The organism is Streptomyces sp. NPDC088350 (assembly GCF_044753545.1).
Classification (GTDB): domain Bacteria; phylum Actinomycetota; class Actinomycetes; order Streptomycetales; family Streptomycetaceae; genus Streptomyces.
In genome coordinates this window covers 186,407-206,633 of the sequence record NZ_JBIVNL010000008.1, presented here as the reverse complement: position 1 = coordinate 206,633, position 20,227 = coordinate 186,407, and the positions used below count along the sequence as shown (strand labels likewise).

The 20,227-nt window shown below is 71.2% G+C and carries 17 protein-coding genes; 6 read left to right on the top strand and 11 right to left on the bottom strand.

Going from position 1 to position 20,227, the window contains the following annotated elements:
- Nucleotides 1-64: 64 nt before the first annotated feature.
- The 4 genes from ACIQBL_RS28610 (at nt 65) to ACIQBL_RS28595 (ending at nt 4,566) form a co-directional block, all read left to right on the top strand.
- Complete coding sequence (locus ACIQBL_RS28610; RefSeq protein WP_401946114.1) at nt 65-1,984, top strand: primary-amine oxidase; 1,920 nt, start codon at nt 65-67, stop codon at nt 1,982-1,984.
- Nucleotides 1,977-3,392: an APC family permease gene (locus tag ACIQBL_RS28605; RefSeq protein WP_401946113.1), complete on the top strand. Its 1,416-nt coding sequence runs from the start codon at nt 1,977-1,979 to the stop codon at nt 3,390-3,392. Before ACIQBL_RS28610 ends, ACIQBL_RS28605 begins: the two co-directional genes overlap by 8 nt.
- A complete protein-coding gene (locus tag ACIQBL_RS28600) occupies nt 3,385-3,912 on the top strand; it encodes a hypothetical protein (protein ID WP_401946112.1) in 528 nt (175 codons plus the stop codon). The genes ACIQBL_RS28605 and ACIQBL_RS28600 overlap by 8 nt, the downstream gene beginning before the upstream one ends.
- Nucleotides 3,913-3,975: 63 nt before the next feature.
- The gene (locus ACIQBL_RS28595; RefSeq protein WP_401946110.1) at nt 3,976-4,566 is read left to right on the top strand and encodes a TetR/AcrR family transcriptional regulator; all 591 of its coding nucleotides are present in this window, start codon (nt 3,976-3,978) and stop codon (nt 4,564-4,566) included.
- A 304-nt stretch (nt 4,567-4,870) separates the two neighbouring features.
- On the opposite strand, the gene ACIQBL_RS28590 is transcribed toward ACIQBL_RS28595, so the two are convergent.
- Both ACIQBL_RS28590 and ACIQBL_RS28585 read right to left on the bottom strand, forming a co-directional pair.
- Complete coding sequence (locus tag ACIQBL_RS28590; RefSeq protein WP_401946108.1) at nt 4,871-6,073, bottom strand: cytochrome P450; 1,203 nt, start codon at nt 6,071-6,073, stop codon at nt 4,871-4,873.
- Nucleotides 6,074-6,114: 41 nt separating this feature from the next.
- Nucleotides 6,115-6,960, bottom strand: coding sequence for a patatin-like phospholipase family protein (locus tag ACIQBL_RS28585; protein ID WP_401946107.1), 846 nt, complete (start codon nt 6,958-6,960; stop codon nt 6,115-6,117).
- Nucleotides 6,961-7,059: 99 nt separating this feature from the next.
- Between ACIQBL_RS28585 and ACIQBL_RS28580 the strand changes: the two genes are divergently transcribed.
- Nucleotides 7,060-7,716, top strand: a complete 657-nt coding sequence (locus ACIQBL_RS28580) for a TetR/AcrR family transcriptional regulator (protein ID WP_401946106.1) — start codon at nt 7,060-7,062, stop codon at nt 7,714-7,716.
- A gap of 17 nt (nt 7,717-7,733) precedes the next feature.
- Here ACIQBL_RS28580 and ACIQBL_RS28575 read toward each other — a convergent pair whose 3' ends face one another.
- Complete coding sequence (locus tag ACIQBL_RS28575; protein ID WP_401946105.1) at nt 7,734-8,030, bottom strand: methyltransferase domain-containing protein; 297 nt, start codon at nt 8,028-8,030, stop codon at nt 7,734-7,736.
- Between the two features lie 207 nt (nt 8,031-8,237).
- Nucleotides 8,238-9,695 (bottom strand): MFS transporter, encoded by a 1,458-nt coding sequence (locus tag ACIQBL_RS28570; protein ID WP_401946103.1) that lies wholly within the window; start codon nt 9,693-9,695, stop codon nt 8,238-8,240.
- A gap of 177 nt (nt 9,696-9,872) precedes the next feature.
- Here ACIQBL_RS28570 and ACIQBL_RS28565 point away from each other — a divergent pair, with 177 nt between their 5' ends.
- Complete coding sequence (locus ACIQBL_RS28565; protein ID WP_401946101.1) at nt 9,873-10,328, top strand: MarR family winged helix-turn-helix transcriptional regulator; 456 nt, start codon at nt 9,873-9,875, stop codon at nt 10,326-10,328.
- A 59-nt stretch (nt 10,329-10,387) separates the two neighbouring features.
- Here the strand turns inward: ACIQBL_RS28565 and ACIQBL_RS28560 are convergent, their stop codons facing one another.
- The 7 genes from ACIQBL_RS28560 to ACIQBL_RS28530 all read right to left on the bottom strand — a co-directional run bounded on the left by ACIQBL_RS28560 (nt 10,388) and on the right by ACIQBL_RS28530 (nt 20,213).
- Nucleotides 10,388-11,314, bottom strand: coding sequence for a hypothetical protein (locus tag ACIQBL_RS28560; RefSeq protein ID WP_401946100.1), 927 nt, complete (start codon nt 11,312-11,314; stop codon nt 10,388-10,390).
- 188 nt (nt 11,315-11,502) lie between these two features.
- A complete protein-coding gene (locus tag ACIQBL_RS28555; RefSeq protein WP_401946098.1) occupies nt 11,503-12,987 on the bottom strand; it encodes an alpha-amylase in 1,485 nt (494 codons plus the stop codon).
- Entirely contained in the window at nt 12,984-15,704 is a 2,721-nt protein-coding gene (locus tag ACIQBL_RS28550) for an MGH1-like glycoside hydrolase domain-containing protein (protein WP_401946096.1), read from the bottom strand. Before ACIQBL_RS28550 ends, ACIQBL_RS28555 begins: the two co-directional genes overlap by 4 nt.
- Nucleotides 15,688-16,956, bottom strand: coding sequence for an MFS transporter (locus ACIQBL_RS28545; protein ID WP_401946095.1), 1,269 nt, complete (start codon nt 16,954-16,956; stop codon nt 15,688-15,690). Before ACIQBL_RS28545 ends, ACIQBL_RS28550 begins: the two co-directional genes overlap by 17 nt.
- A gap of 88 nt (nt 16,957-17,044) precedes the next feature.
- Complete coding sequence (locus ACIQBL_RS28540; RefSeq protein ID WP_401946093.1) at nt 17,045-17,692, bottom strand: helix-turn-helix domain-containing protein; 648 nt, start codon at nt 17,690-17,692, stop codon at nt 17,045-17,047.
- 53 nt (nt 17,693-17,745) lie between these two features.
- On the bottom strand, nt 17,746-18,837 hold the full coding sequence (locus ACIQBL_RS28535) for an FAD-dependent oxidoreductase (protein WP_401946092.1): 1,092 nt from the start codon (nt 18,835-18,837) through the stop codon (nt 17,746-17,748).
- Nucleotides 18,834-20,213, bottom strand: coding sequence for an FMN-binding glutamate synthase family protein (locus tag ACIQBL_RS28530; protein WP_401946090.1), 1,380 nt, complete (start codon nt 20,211-20,213; stop codon nt 18,834-18,836). The genes ACIQBL_RS28535 and ACIQBL_RS28530 overlap by 4 nt, the downstream gene beginning before the upstream one ends.
- Nucleotides 20,214-20,227 lie beyond the last annotated feature (14 nt).

The following is a 20,227-nucleotide window of genomic DNA, read 5'->3' as shown; positions in this document are numbered from 1 at the left end:
GCGAAACCTGGCCGCGCGATTTTTTACTCTACGAACGTAGAGAAAAAGATCCCCGGAGGCTCGTATGGCTGTCGCCCGTCATCCTCTCGACCCACTCGCCCCGCTCGCCCCGGAAGAGATCACCGTCGCCCGCGAGCTGCTCGCGGCGGCCGGACTGGTCGCGGAGACCACCCGCTTCGCCTATCTCGGGCTCCTCGACCCGCCCAAGTCGGCTCCGGCACAGGACGATCGCCGACTTCGGGTCCTGCTGCTCGACATCGGCGGCGGCCCCTCCTGCGACGCGACGGTCTCACTGACCGAGGCGCGGGTCGACTCGCACCGGCTGATCGACGCCGCGACGGAGGGACAACTCCCGGTCCTGGACGCGGAGTTCGCGCTCGTCGAGGAGATCCTCGCCAAGGACGAGCGCTGGCTGGACGCCCTCGCCGCCCGCGGCCTCGACGTCGGCTCGGTGCGGGTCGCCCCGCTGTCCGCGGGCGTGTACGACGCGGAGTACCCGCAGGAGCGGGGCCGCCGCATCCTGCGCGGGCTGGCCTTCGTACAGGAACACGCCAAGGACCACGCGTGGGCGCACCCCGTCGACGGACTCGTCGCCTACGTGGACGTCCTGAACCGGACCGTGGACCAGGTCATCGATCTCGGCCCGGTACCGGTGCCCGCGGAGTCGGGGAACTTCGACGACCCGGCCGTCACCGGCCCGCCGCGCACCACCCTGAAGCCCATCGAGATCACCCAGCCGCAGGGCCCGAGCTTCGCCCTCGACGGCAATGCGCTGACGTGGGAGAACTGGTCGCTGCACATCGGCTTCGACGCCCGCGAGGGGCTGATACTCCATCAACTCGCCTTCGCCGGGCGCCCGGTGATCCATCGCGCGTCGATCGCCGAGATGGTCGTCCCGTACGCCGACCCCTCCCCCGTCCGGTCCTGGCAGAACTACTTCGACACCGGCGAGTACCTCATCGGCCGCTACGCCAACGCGCTCCAGCTCGGCTGCGACTGCCTCGGCGACATCACCTACCTGGACGCCGTGATCGCCGACGAGACCGGCGCACCGCATACCCTCACCAACGCCGTCTGTCTGCACGAGGAGGACTACGGCATCCTCTGGAAGCACACCGACCTCTGGGCGGGCACGGCCGAGACCCGGCGGCAACGGCGCATGGTGCTCTCCTTCTTCACCACGGTCGGCAACTACGACTACGGCTTCTACTGGTACCTGTACCTCGACGGCACGATCGAGTTCGAAGCCAAGGCCACCGGCGTCGTCTTCACCTCCGCCCACCCCGGCGGCGACTACCCCTACGCCACCGAACTCGCTCCCGGTCTCGGCGCCCCTTACCACCAGCACCTGTTCAGCGCACGGCTGGACATGGCCGTGGACGGTCCCGTGAACCGTGTCGAGGAGGTCGAGACGGTCCGGGTGCCGAAGGGACCCGACAACCCGCGCGGCAACGCCTTCGCCCTCAAGCGCACCCCGTTGACGCGGGAGAGCGAGGCACAGCGGATGGCCGACGCGGGCGTGGACCGGGTGTGGCACATCTCCAACCCCGAGTCACTGAACCGGCTCGGCCGGCCGGTCGCCTACGCGCTGCACCCCGAGGGCAAGCCGGCCCTGCTCGCCGATCCCGAGTCCTCGGTGGCGGCCCGCGCGGCCTTCGCCACCAAGCACCTCTGGGTCACCGCCTACGACCCGGCCGAGCGGTATCCGGCGGGCGACTTCGTGAACCAGCATCCGGGCGGGGCCGGGTTGCCCGCGTACGCAGCCGCCGACCGGGATCTCGACGGCCAGGACCTCGTCGTCTGGCACACCTTCGGCCTGACCCACGCACCGCGTCCCGAGGACTGGCCGATCATGCCGGTCGACACCACGGGCTTCACGCTCAAGCCGGTCGGCTTCTTCGACCGCAACCCCACCCTCGACGTACCGCCCAGCACCTCCGCCCACTCCGCCTGCGGAACGGGCTCAGGAGGCTGTCATGTCTGAACGGACCATCAGCGCGGGCACAGTTGAGGCACCGTCAAAACTCCGTGGCTCCATCGGCGTCGGCGGCATCGTGTTCATGGTCGTCGCGGCGGCGGCCCCCCTCACGGCCATCGGCGGCGCCCTCCCGGTGATGCTGGCCATCGGCAACGGCCCCGGCGTACCGGCCGCCTACCTGCTGGTCGCCGTCGTCCTGCTGCTGTTCAGCGTCGGCTACGCGGCGATGAGCCGCCATGTCGTCGACACCGGCGCCTTCTACTCCTACGTCACCGCCGGGCTCGGCCGGACCACCGGCACCGGAGCGGCAGGGCTGGCCCTGCTCACGTACAGCGCGATCCAGGCCGGGATCTACGGCCTGTCCGGCGTCACGCTGCAAGGGCTGGTCGTGAAGTACGGCGGGCCCGACCTGCCCTGGTGGTTGTGGGCCGGTGTGCTGTGGGGACTGGTCGCGGTGCTGGGCTACCGCAACATCGAGGTCGGCACGAAAGTGCTGTCGGTGCTGCTGATCCTGGAGGTCGGCATCGTCACGGTGATGACGGTGGCGATCCTCGCCCAGGGCGGCGCGCACGGCATCGACTTCGACTCCTTCACGCCCGGTGCCTTCACCACGGGGTCGGCGGGCATCGGGGTGATGTTCGCGGTCGCCTCCTTCGTCGGCTTCGAGGCGACCGCCATCTACAGCGAGGAGGCGAAGGACCCCAAGCGCAGTGTGCCCAGGGCGACTTACCTCGCGGTCATCGCCATCGGCGGCTTCTACGCGCTGTCGAGTTGGGCGGTCGTGCTGGCCGTCGGTACGCACGACGTGCAGGGCGCGGCGGCCAAGGACACGACCGGGCTGGTCTTCACCGTGGCCGGTCAGTACGTGGGCCCGGCCGCCTCCGACACGATGGAAGTCCTGCTGCTGACCAGCCTGTTCGCCGCGCTGCTCGCCTTCCACAACGCGATCTCCCGCTACCTCTTCTCCCTCGGCCGTCAGGGCGACGCCCCCGCCGTCCTGGGCCGCAGCCACGCCAAGCACGGCTCGCCGCACGCCGGTTCGCTGGTGCAGAGCGTGTCGGCGGCCGTGGTGGTGGGGGCGTTCGTCCTCGCCGGGTCGGATCCGGTCCTGGAACTGTTCACCTGGATGAGCGGTCTGGCCACGCTCGGGGTGCTGGTGCTGATGATCCTGGTCGGGGCCGCGATCATCGCCTTCTTCGCCCGCACGGGCACGGACACCCGACTCTGGCACACCCGGCTCGCGCCGGCGCTCGGCGCCCTGGGGCTGTGCGGGATCACGTTCATGGTGCTGGCCAACTTCACCACCCTGATCGGCGGTTCGGCCGGGCTCGCGCGGCTCTTCGAGGGGATCGTCGTGCTGTTCTTCGGGGTCGGGGCCGCCTCGGCCGTCGTCCGGCGCCGTCGCGATGCATGACGTCCTCCCGGCCGCCGTCGCACTGACGGGCTCCGGTCTGTGCCTCGCGGGGCAGGTGCCGGGGCCCGTACGACGCTGGGCTCCGCACGCCGTCGTCCTCGGCGTGACGGCGGGGATGGTGGTGGGGAGCCCGGGGCCGTATCCGCTGCTCGCGGGCGCCGCCGTGACGGCGGGGATGTGTCTGTTCGCCCGAGGACCCTTCGCCGCCGACCTCGCCGTGATGGCCGTGGTCACGGCGGCCATGGCCCGGCTTCCGCAGGGGCATCACGATCACACCGGCGGCCACGGGTTGTTCGCGCTGGCGGTGGTGCTGTGGGTGCTGGCGCGAGCGGGCGCCTTCCTGCACCGGGCGCTACGTCCCGGAACGCCCAGCGCCGGTCCGCCCGGCGGGCTCGGCGGGCTCGGCGGGCTCGGCGGGCTCGGCGGGCTCGGCGGGCTCGGCGGGCTCGGCGGGCTCGGCGGGCTCGGCGGGCTCGGCGGGGCGATGATGGCGCTGGGGATGGCCGGCATGCTGGCCTGACCGGTGCGGATCGGCGCGGAACGGCGCGGAACGGCGCCGGAGCGGCTGGATTAAGGTCGGGGCATGCCCAAAATCGTCGATCATGAGGCTCGGCGCCGCGAGATCATCGAGGCCGTATGGGCCCTGATCGCAAGACGCGGGCTCGACGCCGTCACCATGCGCGACCTCGCCGCCGAGGCCGGATACGCCAACGGCGCGCTGGCCGGCTATTTCCGCAACAAGGACGAGATCCTTCTCGCCGCCTTCCAGCACGCCTTCGAGAGCACCAATGTCCGCGCCCGCGAGTCCATCGCCGACGCGACCGGCCTCGCCGCCCTGCGTCTGCTCTGCCTGGAGATCATTCCGCTGGACGACGTGCGTCTCATGGAGGCCCGGGTCGTCATCGCCTTCTGGGACCGCGCCGTTCACGACGCGCGCATGGCCGAGGTGCACGAGAACGCCATGGCGGCCTGGCGCGAGCAGATGCGCGGCTACCTCCAACAGGCCCGCAGGCAGGGCGACATCGGCACGAGCACGCCCGACGACGAGGTCGTCGACACCCTCCTCGCGGCTCTCATGGGGTTCCAGATCAACGCGGTCCTGCTGCCCCACAGCACCACGCCCCGGCGTCAAGAGGCGGTGCTCAACGGCTTGTTGGGCGCGTTGCGGCCATAGCCGCGGGTGGACGAAACCGTCCGGCTGCGCGTCCTGCCCCACCTCGCCGACGGCAACTGGCAGCTCGGCCGCTGGACTTGGCGGAACACCGCCCATCTCCCATGGGTGCCGCCCGACACATGGTTCAGCGTCAACGCGTTCTTCGATGTCACGGGTGACCGTCAACTGACGCACTGGGACGTCAACTTCCAGCATCCGACGCGCCGGACGCCCAACCGTTGCCCGCCGAACGGGGGTTGGGAAGCTGGCGTCCCGAACTGCACTGGTCGACTCCCCAACTTCCCACCGACGTCCCGGCCTTGAGCTAGCCAACACCGCCCGGAGCCGCCGGCTGGCCGAAACGCACCGGCAGTTCGGTCAGGCCCCGTAGCAGCGTGCTCGTTCGCCACGTCAGCGTCGCGGGGTCGGTGGCGAAGGCGAGGTCGGGACGGTGATCCAGCAGGAGGCGTACGGCGACGGCGGCTTCGGCGCGGGCCAGGGGTGCGCCCAGACAGTGGTGGAGGCCGTGGCCGAAGGCGAGGTGCCCCGGGCCCCGGCGCCGCAGGTGGAAGCGGTCGGGATCGGGGAAGTGGAGGGGATCGCGGGAGGCCGCGGCCAAGGAGATCTGTACCGCGTCACCGGCCTGGACGCGGGTGCCCGCGAGGTCCAGCGCCTCGGCCGCGAAGCGGAACGCGGTGGCGTGGACGGGCGCGCTGTACCGCAGCGCCTCCTCCACGGCGGCGCCGACCAACTCCGGTTCCGCCCGCAGGAGTTCGAGCTGATCGGGGTGGGTGAGCAGGGCGTGGACGGTAGCGGAGATCAGGTTGACGGTCGTCTCGTGTCCGGCGACCAGGAGGAGGAAGGCCATTCCGAGGAGTTCCTCGGAGGTGAGGGGGGATTCGGGGGCGGGTACGCGGGCCGCGGCGACCAGGTCGCCCAGCAGGTCGGCCTCTCGTGTGCCGCGCTTCCGGTGGATCAACTCGGTCAGGTAGGCGCCCAGAGCGGCGGCGGCCGAGGCACCCGTCTCGGGCGAAGCGGGCATGACGAGTTCGTTCGACCAGGCGTGGAACACCGTACGGTCCGCGGCGGGCACCCCGAGCAGGTCGCAGATCACCGTGACGGGCAGTGGCAGGGCGTACCGGCTCACCAGATCCGCCGTTCCGCGCGTCGGAAGCTCGGCGAGCAGATCGACGGCGATCGCCTCGATACGCGGGCGGAGCGCGGCGATCCGCGCGGGGGTGAAGTGGCCCGCGACCAGGCGCCGTAGCCGCGTGTGGTCCGGTGGGTCGGTCTGCAGCATGTTGCGGCCGAGGGCGTGTCCGCCGTCGTCCTGCCAGGTCGCGGAGTGCCGGATGTCGTTCCGCAGGCGGGGGTCGCTCAGCGCGGCGCGGGCCGCGTCCCGGGTGACCACCAGCCAGGTTTCGCCGCTCTCCGGGACCAGGACCCGGTGTACGGGACCTTGGGCGCGCAGGGCCGCGTAGAAGAGGTGGGGGTCGGGGGCCAGGTCCTGCGGGATGGGTGCCGGCACGGCACTCCTTTCGGTGGTCACCGGACGTGCGGGTCGCGTGGTCAGAAGGAGGCGCGCCATACGGCATGCACCGTGTGCGCGAGGACCGTTCCCTGGACGTGGCCCGCCCGGGCGGCTGCCGGGCGGCGGGTGTCGGCGGTCATGTCGCGGCCCATGGCGCGCCGGGCCGCGCGGTCCGGGGTGATCAGGGTGATCTCGGCTCCCCGGGCGGCGAGTCGGGCCGCCTGCTGGTGGGCGCCGGGGTGCGGGCCGACGGCCGTCGGGATCGGTGAGACGGCCAGGACGTGGCGGTGGCCGTCGGCCAGGTGCACATTGGTGGTCGTACGGCTGCCGCCGTCGATCCAGCGCCGGCCGGCCGCCGTGACGGGCGGTGCGACGAGGGGTACGGCGCAGCTCGCGGCGACGGCTTCGCGGAGGGTCGCCTTCGCGTCCGCGTCGAAGGTGTCCAGCGATCCGGTCACGGCGTCGACGGCCGTGATCCGCAAGGCTCGGCCGGGCCAGTCCCGTGCGCCGCGCAGCCACGCGCCGACCGCGTCCAGGAAGTCGGACTCGGGTCCGATGGGTGCGCCGAGGGCCGCCCGGCCCAGCCGTTGTACCGAACGCTGCGGATCGCGGGAACCCAGCGCCGCCCACAGGAAACGGGCCGTCTGCGCCGCGGTGACCCTCAGCTCGATCTTGTCGGCGCCGGCCAGTTGACGCTCGTACAACTCCCGCGATGCCTCGCCGGACGCGAGCCGTGCGCCGAAGATCGCACCCGCCGAGGTGCCGATGATCACGTCGGCGCGGTCGAGGTCGACGCCGGCGTCCGCGAGTCCGGCGAGCACCCCCGTCATCCACGCCCCGCCGACGGGCCCACCACCACCCAGGACCAGTGCTGTGCCACGCATGACGCCACCCCCTTGCCACAAAAATGGGGACCACTCCCCACTTGATGGATGGACGATAGCATCACTACCGGGGAGCACTCCCCACTAATGCGGAGGGTGATGATGACGAGCGCGAACGACGCGACGGCGCCTGTGCGACGCCGCGACGCACGGCGCAATCGCGAGCTTCTGATCGAGGCCGCCCACGAGGTCTTCACCGAGCAGGGCCTGCACGCGCCGATCGACGTGATCGCCCGCAGGGCCGGCATCGGCAACGCCACCCTGTACCGGCACTTCCCCACCCGTGCCGCTCTCGTGGACGCGGTCTTCCACGACCTGCTCACCGACACGATGACCATGGGCGAGCAGGCGCGCACCGCCGACGACGCCTGGGCGGGCCTGACCGGCTATCTGCACACCGTCTTCGCGGGACTCGCCGCCGACCGCGGCACCAACGACCTCATGACCACCCACCTCGACGGTGTCGACTCGCTCCAGGCCGTGCACGCCCACAACCGCCGTACCGTGGAACTGCTGCTGAGCCGCGGCCGGGACCAGGGGGCGATCCGCGCGGACGTCACCCCGGAGGACGTCCTGTTCGCACTCGCCGCCCTGGGCCGGACCGTCCCGTCCCTCACCGCGTCCGCCGGCCCCGACGCCTGGCGCCGCCCCCTCACCCTCCTCCTCGACGGCCTGCGCGCCACGCCCACCGCCCCGGCACTCCCCTCCCCCGCCCTCACCCCGGCCCAACTCAACGACACACTGCAAGGCCTCTGACCGCCCGGCCGACTCGGCTACGGCGTGAACACGTCGTCGGGGACCGGTAGTTCGCCGGCGTCGGCCACGGCGAAGCCGGTGGCCGCGGGAACGGCGGTACGGGCCGAGGCGGTGAATCCGGCGGACCGTTCCAGGCCGACCACCGTCCGGGGCCGGCACCGGTCGACGACCGTCGCGGTGAGCGCTCCGGTACCGCATCCCCCGCCCGGCCGGCGCGCGCCGGGCCCGCACCCGGGCCATGCGACGAAGCTCTCGGCGACCCGGCGGCTCCACCGGCGCATGTACCGCTCGCAGGCGTCTCCCGTCGCCCACATATCGTACCGCCGCCCCTCCGTACCGACCACGCTCCCGCCGGCGGGCCCGCCGTCAGCCGCGAGGGCGCTGGTACCGCTCGGGAGCCGCGAGGGCGCTGGTACCGCTCGGGAGTCGGGCGTCGGACAGACCGCTGCCCGGCGCCGAAGGCCGGTCCCCCGGTCCTTCGGCGCCGGGCAGCGAGTCCCCGTGCGTTCAGCGTGCTGCGGTCAGGACTCGACCCCGGCCTCCTGGCGCGCGGCGACCGGCTCGGGCTTCTCCTCCTCCGGCGCGGCCTGGCGTACGGCCGGGATCGCCGCCGCGACCAGGGCCGCGAGCAGGGCGACGCCGCCACCGACGAGGAGGCCGGTGCGGAAGCCGCTCTCGGAGGTGAAGGTGTAGCCGCCGGCCGTGTTGGTCATCTGGGCGAGGACCACGCCGATCACCGCCGCACCGATGGAGGTGCCGAGGGAGCGCATGAGGGCGTTGAAGCCGTTGGCGGCGGCGGTCTCGGAGAGCGGGACCGAGCTCATGATGAGGGCGGGCATCGCGCCGTAGGCGAGGCCGACGCCGCTGTTGATGACGATGATGACCACCATGAGGCCCCAGGCGGAGCCCATCAGGCCCATCGACAGGGCGTAGCCGGCGGTGATCACGAGCACGCCGCTGATCAGGGTGAACTTGGGGCCGCGGGCGTTGGTGAGCTTTCCGCCCAGCGGGGAGACGATCATCATCATGATGCCGCCGGGCGCCATCCAGAGGCCGGCCGCGAGCATCGACTGGCCCAGGCCGTAGCCGGTGGCCTCGGGGAACTGGAGCAGCTGCGGTATGACCAACAGGCTGGAGTACATGCCGACGCCGACGAAGACCGAGGCGATGTTGGTGATCAGGACCCGGGGTCGGGCGGTGGTGCGGAGGTCGATCAGCGGGTCGCTCGTGCGCAGTTCCCACACGCCCCAGGCCAGGAAGGCCACGAGCGCGACGGCGAACAGGCCGAGGACGGTGGCCGAACCCCAGCCCCAGTCGGCGCCCTTGGAGATGCCCAGCAGCAGACAGACGAGGCCGACGGCGAGGCCGACGGCGCCGGGGGCGTCGAAGCGCTGGCCCTTGGCGGCGGCCGGTACGTCCGGGATCAGGAACCAGATCAGCGTGGCGACCACCACGGCGAGGGCGGCCGAACCCCAGAACAGGGCACGCCAGTTGGCGTACTGGGCGATGGCCGCGGCGATCGGCAGACCGAGGCCGCCGCCGATGCCCATGGAGGCGCTGACCAGCGCGATGGAGGGGCTGAGCCGCTCCTGCGGTACGACGTCCCGCAGCAGGGCGATGCCCAGCGGGACCATGCCCATGCCCATGCCCTGGAGACCGCGTCCGACGATCATCGGGACGATGGAGGAGGACAGGGCGCAGACCACCGAGCCCACGATCAGCGGGACGGAGCAGGCCAGCAGCATGCGGCGCTTGCCCAGCAGGTCGCCGAGGCGGCCGACGACCGGCACGCACACGGCCGCCACCAGCAGGGTGGCCGTGATCACCCACGCGGCGTTCGAGGACGAGGTGTGCAGCATCTTCGGCAGATCGGCGATGAGCGGCGTGACCAGCGTCTGCATGATCGCGGCCGTGGTGCCGGCGAAGGCCAGCGTGGCGACCACGCCGCCTGCGCGGGCTGAGGGCTGGGGGGCGTCCATGACGGGACTCCTCGGCATGTCTGTTCAGTCGGGAGGTGAAGGGATATGCATCGTACACATCGTATGTATCGTCCATGTGATCTGGATGATGCATACCGCCGTGCGAGGATGTGCCGGACCGCCCCGAACCGCACGAAACGGCGGCGGCATCGGCGGGAAGCAGGAGGCAGCGGACCGATGGACAGGCGTACGCGCGAGATCGAGTACGAGCAGATGCTCCTCAGCCGGCACGGGCTCCTCGCACAGCGGGGCGGTCGCCGCAAGGACGGCGTGCTGGAGCGCAGCGCCTACATCCTGCTGAGCCGGATCCGCGTCCAAGGGCCCATGTCGATCGGCGAGTTGAGCGACGCCTTCGGCCTCGACACGTCCACCCTCAACCGGCAGACGGCGGCGGCCATGCGCTCCGGGCTGGTGGAGCGCATCCCCGACCCGCAGGGCGGCATGGCCCGCAAGTTCCGCATCACGGACCTGGGCGCGCGGATGCTCGACGAGGAACGCGAGGGTCTCGTCCGGTCCCTGGACCAGATCATGGACGACTGGTCGGACGAGGACATCGACACCTTCGCGGCATTTCTACGACGCTTCAACACCGACATCGAACGGATCGGCGGGCGTCCCTGGCCACGGCCGTGAGCCCCGCCCCGTGACCACGCACGGGGCGGGACGGTCGGTTCACGCCGGGCGTGCTCGTGTCAGGAGGAGCGGCGCGCGCGGCCGGCCGCGAACATCGCACCGGCACCCAGGGCGACCACGAGGGCCGCGCCACCGGCTATGAGGCCGACCGGCGCGTTGGAACCGGTCTCCGCCAGCGGCTGCTTGTCGCCGTTGGGGGTCGGCTTCGGCGTGGGCGACGGCGTCGACTTCAGCGGCGGGACGTGCGCGGACGTGGGAGGCGTCGTCGACGGCTTGGGGGTGACCGGCGGGGTCGACTCCTCGGCGGGAGGCGTGCTGCCGGCCGGGGCCGACGGCGTCACCGGCGGGGCCGAGGCCGGCTGGGTCGGCGTCGGGGTGGGCGAGTCCGGCGTGCTGGGGGTGCACTTCTTGTCGCCGCCGTTCCAGGCCGCGATGAGGTGGTACGGCGTCGTGATGTTGTCGGGCTCGTAGGGGAGCGGGCCGTGGCCCTCGCCCGTACCGCCGTCGTAGGTGACGTCGTCGCCGTACAGGTCGATCTGGCCGTAGCAGTCGGGCGACTTGACCTTCAGCTGCTGCCAGGTGTGCTGGGCGTCGTCCGCGCCGGCGACGTCCTTGGCGGTGAGGTAGACCGTGGCCTTGTCGACCATGGTCTGGTGGCCCGAGGTGTACCAGGTGGAGCCCTCGGTGGTGTATTCGGCGAGGGAGACGGGGTACTTGCAGCTGTCTCCCACTCTCTGGTCGGGAGCGAGCCGGACCTGGACGGTGCCGGGGACGGTGTCCCACTGGTGGAATCCGCCCTGCGAGGTCCAGTCCGCGCCGACAACGTTTCCATCGGCGCCGACGATGCGGTACTGCACGGTGGCGGACTGGCATGAGGCGCCGTCGGTGGCGCTCGCCGGGCCGGCCGCGAGCACGGGCGCGGCGGCGGCGAGGAACGCGGTGGCCGCGAGGGCGGACAGGGAGGGGAGGTGGAGCGAACGTGACAAAGTGAGCCTCGACGATGGTGAAAGGTGTGGGAGGTGGCAGATCACGAGCGGCGGGCGCACGAAAGGAAACGATCTAGGGCGTGCGCGACCGGACCGCTCGCATGTGCTTCAGTGAAGTCACAGCGAAGCTGGCTGAATTGTTGTCACCTTTCACAACTCCCGTCAATCCTTCACCAGTTGGCCACAGGTCAAGATCGCGGCATCACCGCGACCAGATGCCAACGCAGACCCTCCAACTCGACATACAGACCGGGGTCGACCAGCTCGTCGCCGTCCCGGTCGTAGGTCCGGTCGGCGAGGAGTTCGGTGAGCCGGTGGGAGCCACCGCGCAGGTCGGCCCACGGGAGGCGGACCCGCCCCTGGGCGGGCTGGTCGGAGAGGTTCACGACGACCACGTGGCGGCCGGAAGCGGTGGTCCAGGACCAGGCGACCAGGTTCTCGTGGGACGGATTGTCCGGCCAGCCGGTGCAGTCGAGCAGTTGCCACGTCCCTTCTGTGCGCATGCCGGAGGAGGCGACCGCGGCGAGCAACTGGTGGTGGAACGCGCGGAGTTCCTTGTCGACGGGCTCCTCCGGCCGACGGGACAGGAACACCGGTGGCCGCACCTTCCGTCCCTCGAACTGGCCCTCGTGCCACAGCGTCGCACCCGGCAGGGTCGCGATGGTGATCGCCGCCGCCCGCTCCCGCTCGGGTGACAGGGTGGCGGCGGCCCGGGGTTCGTCGTGGTTCTCCAGGAAACGGACCAGGCCGCGCTGGTAGCCGAGGTCGGCCTGCAGATGGCCGTGCACCGATTCCGCACCCTCGTGCAGCAGCCGGTCGTAGAGCCGTTTGTCGTAGCAGTGGTCGAACCCCTGCTGCTGGAGGGCCCATTCGAGGTCCCAGTACGCCTCGGCGACGAAGAGGAGGTCGGGGTGACGCTCGCGGACCTTGGGGATGACGTACGGCCAGAAGTCCTCGGCCGGTGCCGTGCCGGCCCGTTCTCCCCAGGTCTTCGCGAACACGTCGGTCATCAGCAGCATGGCCATGTCGCAGCGCACGCCGTCCGCCTGGTCGCCGATCGAGACCAGGGTGTCGACGGCCGCCGTACGCGACTCGTCGCTGAAGGCGTTGAGTTGGACGACGTCGGGCCAGGGCGGGAAGTAGGGGTCGCGGCCCCGGGCGAACACCCGGCCGCCGGCTTCGAGGAAGGCTGCGGGGTCGCGGGCCAGGTCGTCCGGGGTGCCCTGGACCAGGCAGCCGGGGCGCTCGGTCAGCCAGGGGTGGTCGGGGGCCACATGGTTGGGGACGTGGTCGAGGATCAACCGGACGCCACGGGAGGCCAGTTGGGCGCGGGCAGCAGCCAGCCCTTCGGGGCCGCCGAGGGACGCGTCGACGACGTAGTTCCGTACGCAGTACGGCGATCCGGCCACGTCCTCCGGGCGGAGGTCGGGCAGCGCGGCGCGGAAGGATGCCTGGAGTGAGGCGTCGCGCAGCGCGATCTCCAGTCCGGCGGGGCTGCGTTCCCACACGCCCATCAGCCAGACGGCGTCGACGCCGTCGAGCGCGACCTCGTCCCAGGCGGCCTCGGGCACCTCGCCGAGGGTGACGGGGTGGCCGTAGCGGCTGCTCAACTCCCCTAGCCAGATGAGGGTGTTGATCTCGTAGATCACCGGGTGGTCGGGCCAGGCGGTCATGACAGCGGCTCCTCTCGGTCGCCGGTCGGGCGCAGGCTCTCGCGGCCCCTGGCCGACCACTCGCCGTCGCCCAGGGTGCGGAAGAGGGTGGCGGTGACGGCCGACAGGCCGGTCCAGCCGGTCTGGTGGGAGGCGCCGAGACCGGCGCCGTTGTCGCCGTGGAAGTACTCGTAGAAGAGGATCAGGTCCTTCCAGTGCGGGTCCTTGGCGAACTTGGCCTGGGCGCCGTGCACCGGCCGGTGTCCGTCCTCGTCGCTGAGGAAGGTGGCGGTGAGCCGGTCGGAGATCTCGCGGGCGACCTCGTAGAGGGTGAGCTGCCGGCCCGAGCCGGTCGGGCACTCGACGGTGAAGTCGGCGCCGTGGAAGGCGTGCAGGTTGAGCAGGGCGCGGATCAGCAGCAGGTTGACCGGGAACCACACGGGGCCGCGCCAGTTGGAGTTGCCGCCGAACATCCCGGAGTCGGACTCGGCGGGCAGATAGCCGACACCGTACGACTCCCCGTGCACCTCGAAGCTGTACGGGTGCTCGGCGTGGTAACGGGAGAGGGAGCGGATGCCGTGCGGGCCGAGGAACTCGCCCTCGTCGAGCATCCGGGACAGGACTCGCCGCAGCCGGTCCTCGCCGAACAGGGCGAAGAGATAGCGGCCGTCGGCGTTCGGGCCCAGCGTCTCGTGGGAGGAGATGGTGGCTTCCACGGCCGGATGGCGATCGATGAACTCCCGTGCTCCCGCGACCAGTTCGGGGAAGCGCTGGTCCGCCCAGCCGCCGACCAGGCTGGTGGCCGCGAGGGGGATCAGTCCGACCAGGGAGCGGACCTTGAGCCGGGTCGCCGTGCCGTCGGGCAGTCGCAGCACGTCGTAGAAGAAGCCGTCCTCCTCGTCCCACAGGCTCGCGTTGTCGGCGCCGATGCGGTTCATGGCGACGGCGATCCACGCGAAGTGCTCGAACAGGGACTGCGCCTGCTCGATGTAGACGGGGTTGTCGACGGCCAACTCTATGGCGATCTCCAGGAGGTTCTGGCAGTACAGCGCCATCCACGCGGTGCCGTCCGCCTGGTCGAGGTGGCCGCCGGTGGGGAGGGGGGCGCTGCGGTCGAAGACGCCGATGTTGTCGAGGCCGAGGAAGCCGCCCTGGAAGACGTTGTTGCCGTCGGTGTCCTTGCGGTTGAGCCACCAGCTGAAGTTCTTCATCAGCTTGTGGAAGGCGTTCTCCAGGAAGGCGCGGTCGCCCTTGCCGGTGCGGTGCTTCTCCAACTCGTAGAGGAGCAGGGTGGCCCAGGCGTGCACGGGTGGGTTGACGTCCCCGAAGTTCCATTCGTAGGCCGGGATCTGGCCGTTGGGGTGGAGGTAGAGGCGGCGCAGCAGCAGGTCCAACTGGCCCTTGGCGAAGGTGAGATCGACCGTCGACAGGGCGACGGTGTGGAAGGCGAGGTCCCAGGCCGCGAACCACGGGTACTCCCAGGTGTCCGGCATCGACATGATCTCGTCGTTGACCATGTGGTACCAGTTGCTGTTCCGCACCCGGGGGTCGGAGGCGAGCGGGTCGACGCCGTGCTCGGACAGCCAGCGCTCGACGTCGAGGTAGTAGTACTGCTTGCTCCACAGCATCCCGGCCAACGCCTGCCGGACCAAACGCCGTTCGTCGACCGGGGTGTCGGCCGAGGTGATGCCGTCGTAGAACTCGTCTGCCTCGGCACGGCGTTGGGACATGACTGGGTCGAAGTCGGCGGTCCAGTCGGGCAGTTCGGTGGCGCTGAGGCGCAGGCGGACGGTGGCACTCTGGCCGCCCGGGATGGTGAGCACGTGGTGGACTGCGGCCTTGGTGCCGGTCCGGTCGGGGTTGACGGCTCCGGTCTCGCCTCCGACGACGTAGCGGTCGATGCCGTCCTTGACGTACGGGGAGGTGTTCGAACTGCCGAAGACCTTCTCGTTGTTGGTGTCGTTCTCGGTGAACAGGGTCCGCGCGTCCGCGTCGCAGTACAGCCAACGCGGGCCCAGCTCCTCGTGGTCGGCGCGGAGGTGGCCGCCGGGTTCCTGGCGGATGGACGGGACGGCGGTACCGCCCGCCCAGGACCAGGTGTGCCGGAACCACAGGGTCGGCAGCAGGTGCAGCGGCGCCTCGTCGGGGCCGCGGTTGTGGGCGGTGATCTCGATCAGCAGATCCTCGGGGCCCGCCTTGGCGTACTCGACGAACACGTCGAAGTAGCGGTCCTCGTCGAAGATGCCGGTGTCGAGGAGTTCGTACTCGAAGTCGCCGCGCCCACGCGCCTGGTTGGTGGCCTTGAGGTCCTCGTACGGGAACTCCGACTGCGGGTATTTGTAGAGGTACTTCATGTACGAGTGCGTGGGCGTGCTGTCGAGGTAGAAGTAGTACTCCTTGACGTCCTCGCCGTGGTTTCCCTCGGCGTTGGTGAGGCCGAACATCCGCTCCTTGAGGATGGGATCGCGGCCGTTCCACAGCGCGAGCGCGAAGCACAGCCGCTGCTTGTCGTCGCTGACGCCGGCGATGCCGTCCTCGCCCCAGCGGTAGGCGCGGGAGCGTGCCTGGTCGTGGGTGAAGTACGACCAGGCGTCACCGCCCTGGCTGTAGTCCTCGCGTACGGTCCCCCACTGGCGCTCGCTCAGATAGGGACCCCAACGGCGCCAGGGCACCCCGGAGTCGTCGGCCTCGGCCAGCCGTCGCCGCTCGGCGTCCGGTGTTTCAGCGCTCGTCCCCATCGCCCGTCCTCCCCTTGGCCCTACCCATTCCCCCAGACTCGGGTGTCCCGGACCCGACGGCAACACGAACAGCCGGGCGGAGGGCACCGGTGCCGGCCAGGAACACCGCTACGGCGAGCAGCAGAGCGGCCGTCGCCGCGATCGGCGCCACCAGGAACGCTCCGGCGCTGCCGTGGTTGTCGGCGAGATACCCGGCCACCACCTGCCCGGTCGCGGTGCCGAGCGGTCCGCCCGCGCACAGGATCGTCAGGGCGACGGTCGCCCGGTCGGCGGGCGCGAGGCGATCGGTGAGGGCATAGAGGCTGATCAGGTAGGGAGCCACGGTCACACCGGCGACGGCCATGGCCGTGGGAACGGCCCGCAGTCCCTCCCCCACGACCAGGGTGAGCGCGCCCAGCAGCAAGGTCGCCGCGAAGGTCACGTACCGGTGGCGGAGGGTGAAGCGCGCGGGAAGCCAGGCGCAGGCGGCACCGGCCAGGGCGCTGCCGATGCCGAAGACGGCGTAGAGGAGTCCTGCGCTACCGGGTCGCCCGCTCTCGTTGGCGTAGGCGGTGACGGCGGTCTGTGTGGCGCCGAAGATCGTGCCCATCGCGGCCATGGCGAGGAACATGGCGGCAAGTGGGAGCCGTGGCAGAGGAGTTCGCGAGGCGTGGGAGCTCTTCCGGTGCTCGGCTCCCCCGCCCGCGAGGGACAGGGCGAAGGGGAGGGTGGCCAGGACGAGGAGGGCGATGGCCGCCGTGGTCGGCGCCGTCGGGCCGAGGGTGGTGAGCAGTCCGACGAGCGCGGGTCCGGCGACGAAGCCGATCTCGTCGGCGGTCGCCTCGTACGAGAAGGCGGTCGGGATGAGGTCGGGCCGGTCGCGCGTGTGGAGCAGGCGTGACCAGTGGACTCGTACCAGGGCGCCGACCGGCGGTTGGGTGAGTCCGGCCAGGGCCGACGCGACGATCGTGCTTGCGCGGCCGGTGTGGCTCGCCGCGATGAGGCCGGTCAGGGCGACGGCGTTGGCGAGTGTGGTGACCGTCCCGACGAGGCGGTGGCCGTGGCGGTCGGCCAGCGCCCCGGAGATCGGACCGCCGAGCGCGTTCGCGACGCCCTGGGCGGCTGCGGCGAGACCGGCGAAGGCGTAACTGCCGGAGGCTGCCTGGACGAGGACGAGTGTCGCGAGGGAGGAGGTGGCGTAAGGAAGGCGGGCAAGGAACCCGAGCGGAAAGAATCCCGCGCCGGGAACGCGGAGGAGGGATCGGTACGCCATCGGCGTCTCCCGTGAACAGGTCGGAGAGACGCGCCACCCCGGCCACCAACGCGTCGACGATCCCTGTTCTGCCGCGCAGCCTAACCCTTCACTCCCTTCCGTGGTCGCCGAAGGCCGTGACGGACAGGAAGCGGATGGGGAGTTCGACCAGTTCCTGGGGGCCGTGCGCACCCTCGCCGTCGAGTTGGAGGGCGTCGCCGGGGCGCATGGTGTAGGTCGCCTCTCCGTGGCCGTAGACCATGACGCCTTCGAGCATGTAGAGCAGTTCGGTGCCGGGGTGCTGGAAGAGGGGGAAGACCTCGCTGGACTCGGTGAGGGTGACCAGGACCGCTTCCATGCGTTTGTGGGGGCCGCGCAGGGCGCCGAGGAGTTCGTAGAGGTGGCCTACGCGGCTGCCGCGGCGGATGATCTGGGCGCCGTGGCCCGAGGGGACGTAGACGGCCTCGCGTTCGGTGTCGACGCCCCGGAACAGGGCGGTGACCGGGACGTTCAGGCCGGTGGCGAGGCGGCCGAGGGTGGTGAGGCTGCACGAGGTGTGCGCGTTCTCGATCTTCGAGAGCATCGCCTTCGAAATGCCGACCCGGGCCGCCATCTCCGCCACCGACAGACCGGCCGCGATCCGGTAGCGGCGCACCTGGCGGGCGATCGCGGTCTCCAAGTCCACTGGCCCGTCGGCCTGTTCGGGGGTGATCTCGCGGTCGGGCAGAGCGGCTGTCTGGTCGTGGTCGGTGCCCATGGCGGTCATTCTGCCTGATGGGCCGTGGTGTGCCGGGAGTCGCGGGTTCGTGGTCACCGGTTCAGGGCGAAGCGTGGGTGGGGTTCGGCGCGGCCCTGGGCCAGGTCGGCGGCCATCGCCCCGATGAGTGGCGTGAACTTGGCACCGTGGCCCGAGCACGGGGAGACCACGACGAAGGGGCCGGTCCGGTCCAGGACGAAGTCCTCGTCGGGGGTGGTGGTGTAGAGGCAGCTGGCCTCGGCGACGGGCTTGGGGTCGAGGCCCGGGAGGGTGCGCTCCACCCATGCGGTGACCTTGTCGCGCGAGGCCGGGTCGATGGCGCCGGTGCGGGTGTCGGCGGTGGTCGGGGTGCCTTCGTCGTGCTGGGCGACCTTGAGTGCCGGGAACAGGCCGCCGTCAGTGCCGGACGGGAGGCCGTAGAGGCTCAGTTCGTCCTTGTGGACGAAGACGGGCCAGGTCGCCGACGGGTCGCGGCGGCGGAAGTGGAAGACCTGTTGCTGGGTCACCCGGAGGGGCGGCAGGGGCTCGGAAATGCCCAGCGGGGCGGCGAGTTGGGGCAGCCAGGCGCCGGACGCGATCACGACGGTGTCCGCGACGACCGCCGGGCCGTCCGTACGCAGCTCCACGCGGCCGTCGTCGCGGATGTCCGCGCCGGTCACGCGGACGCCGGTGAGTACGTGCGCGCCCAGTTCGGCAGCCCGGCGTACCGCGGCGGCCACCGTCGTGTCGGCGTCGACCGTGCCCGCGTCCGGATGGTGGAGCACGGGACCGTCGAAGCGGAACTGCGGCCAGCGGTCGGCCGCTTCGGCGGCGGTCAGCAGTTCGTGCGGTACGGCGGCTGCCGCCAGGATGTCCGCGATGCCCTCCGGATCGCGGGCCCTGCCGAAGTCCAAGCCCCCGGTGAGGCGGAGCAGTTGGGCGCCGGTGTCGTGCTCCAGCTCCTGCCAGAGTTCGCGGGCCTCGCCGGTCAGGCGGACGTAGAGGGGGTCTGCGTAGGCGCGGCGGTAGATGCGTGAACTGCCGTGGGAGCTGCCGTACTTGTGCCCGATGTCGTACGCCTCGACGAGGGTGACCTCGTGGCCCTGGCGGGCGAGTTGCCAGGCCGTGGCCGCGCCCATCAGACCGGCGCCGACGACGGCGATCACCGTACGGCTCCGGGGGTTCCAGGTGTTCCGGGGATCCAGTCGGTGCCTGCGAGGGGGACGCGGGCCATGGCGGCGGACTCGATGGTCAGGGCGACCAGGTCCTCGGGTTCCAGGTGGTGGAGGTGGGCCTTGCCGCAGGCGCGGGCGAGGGTCTGGGCCTCCATGGTGAGGACGCGGAGGTAGTTGGCGAGCCTGCGTCCGCCTTCGACGGGGTCGAGGCGGGCGGCGAGTTCCTCGTCCTGGGTGGAGATGCCGGCCGGGTCGCGGCCGTCCTGGAAGTCGTCGAAGTATCCTGCGGCGGAGCCGAGTTGGCGGTATTCGGCGTCGTGGCCGGGGTGGTTGTCGCCGAGGGCGATCAGGGCGGCGGTGCCGATGGCGACCGCGTCCGCGCCGAGCGCGATCGCCTTGGCCACGTCGGCGCCGGTGCGGATGCCGCCGGACACGATGAGTTGGACCTCGCGGTGGACGCCGAGTTCCTGAAGTGCCCGTACCGCGTGGGGAATCGCGGCGAGGGTGGGGATGCCGACGTGCTCGATGAACACCTCCTGGGTCGCCGCGGTACCGCCCTGCATGCCGTCGACGACCACGACGTCGGCGCCCGCGTGGACGGCGAGCTTCACGTCGTAATAGGTGCGCGTGGCGCCGACCTTGACGTAGACCGGCTTCTCCCAGTCGGTGATCTCGCGGAGTTCGCCGATCTTGATGGTGAGGTCGTCGGGGCCGGTCCAGTCGGGATGGCGGCAGGCGCTGCGCTGGTCGACGCCGACGGGGAGGGTGCGCATCCCGGCGACGCGGTCGGTGATCTTCTGGCCGAGCAGCATTCCGCCGCCGCCGGGCTTGGCGCCCTGTCCGAGGACCACTTCGATGGCGTCGGCCTTGCGGAGGTCGTCGGGGTTCATGCCGTAGCGGGACGGCAGGTACTGGTACACGAGGTGCTTGGACTGGCCGCGTTCCTCCGGGGTCATGCCGCCGTCGCCGGTGGTGGTGGAGGTGCCGGCCGCGCTCGCCCCGCGCCCCAGCGCCTCCTTGGCGTTCGCGGACAGCGCACCGAAGCTCATGCCGGCGATGGTGACCGGGATGTCCAGGTGCAGCGGGTACTTGGCGTTGCGGGTGCCGAGGACCACGTCGGTGTCACAGCGCTCGCGGTAGCCCTCCAGGGGATAGCGGGACATGCTGGCGCCGAGGAAGAGCAGGTCGTCGAAGTGCGGGAGGGGGCGTTTGGCGCCCCAGCCGCGGATGTCGTAGACGCCGGTCGCGGCGGCCCGTTGGATGGCGTGGATGGTGGCGCGGTCGAAGGTGGCCGACTCACGCAGACCGTGCGATGCGAAGTCCACGCCCGTGTCCCTTTCCATGCCCATGCCCTTGTCCCTGTCCATGGCGGCAACAACTC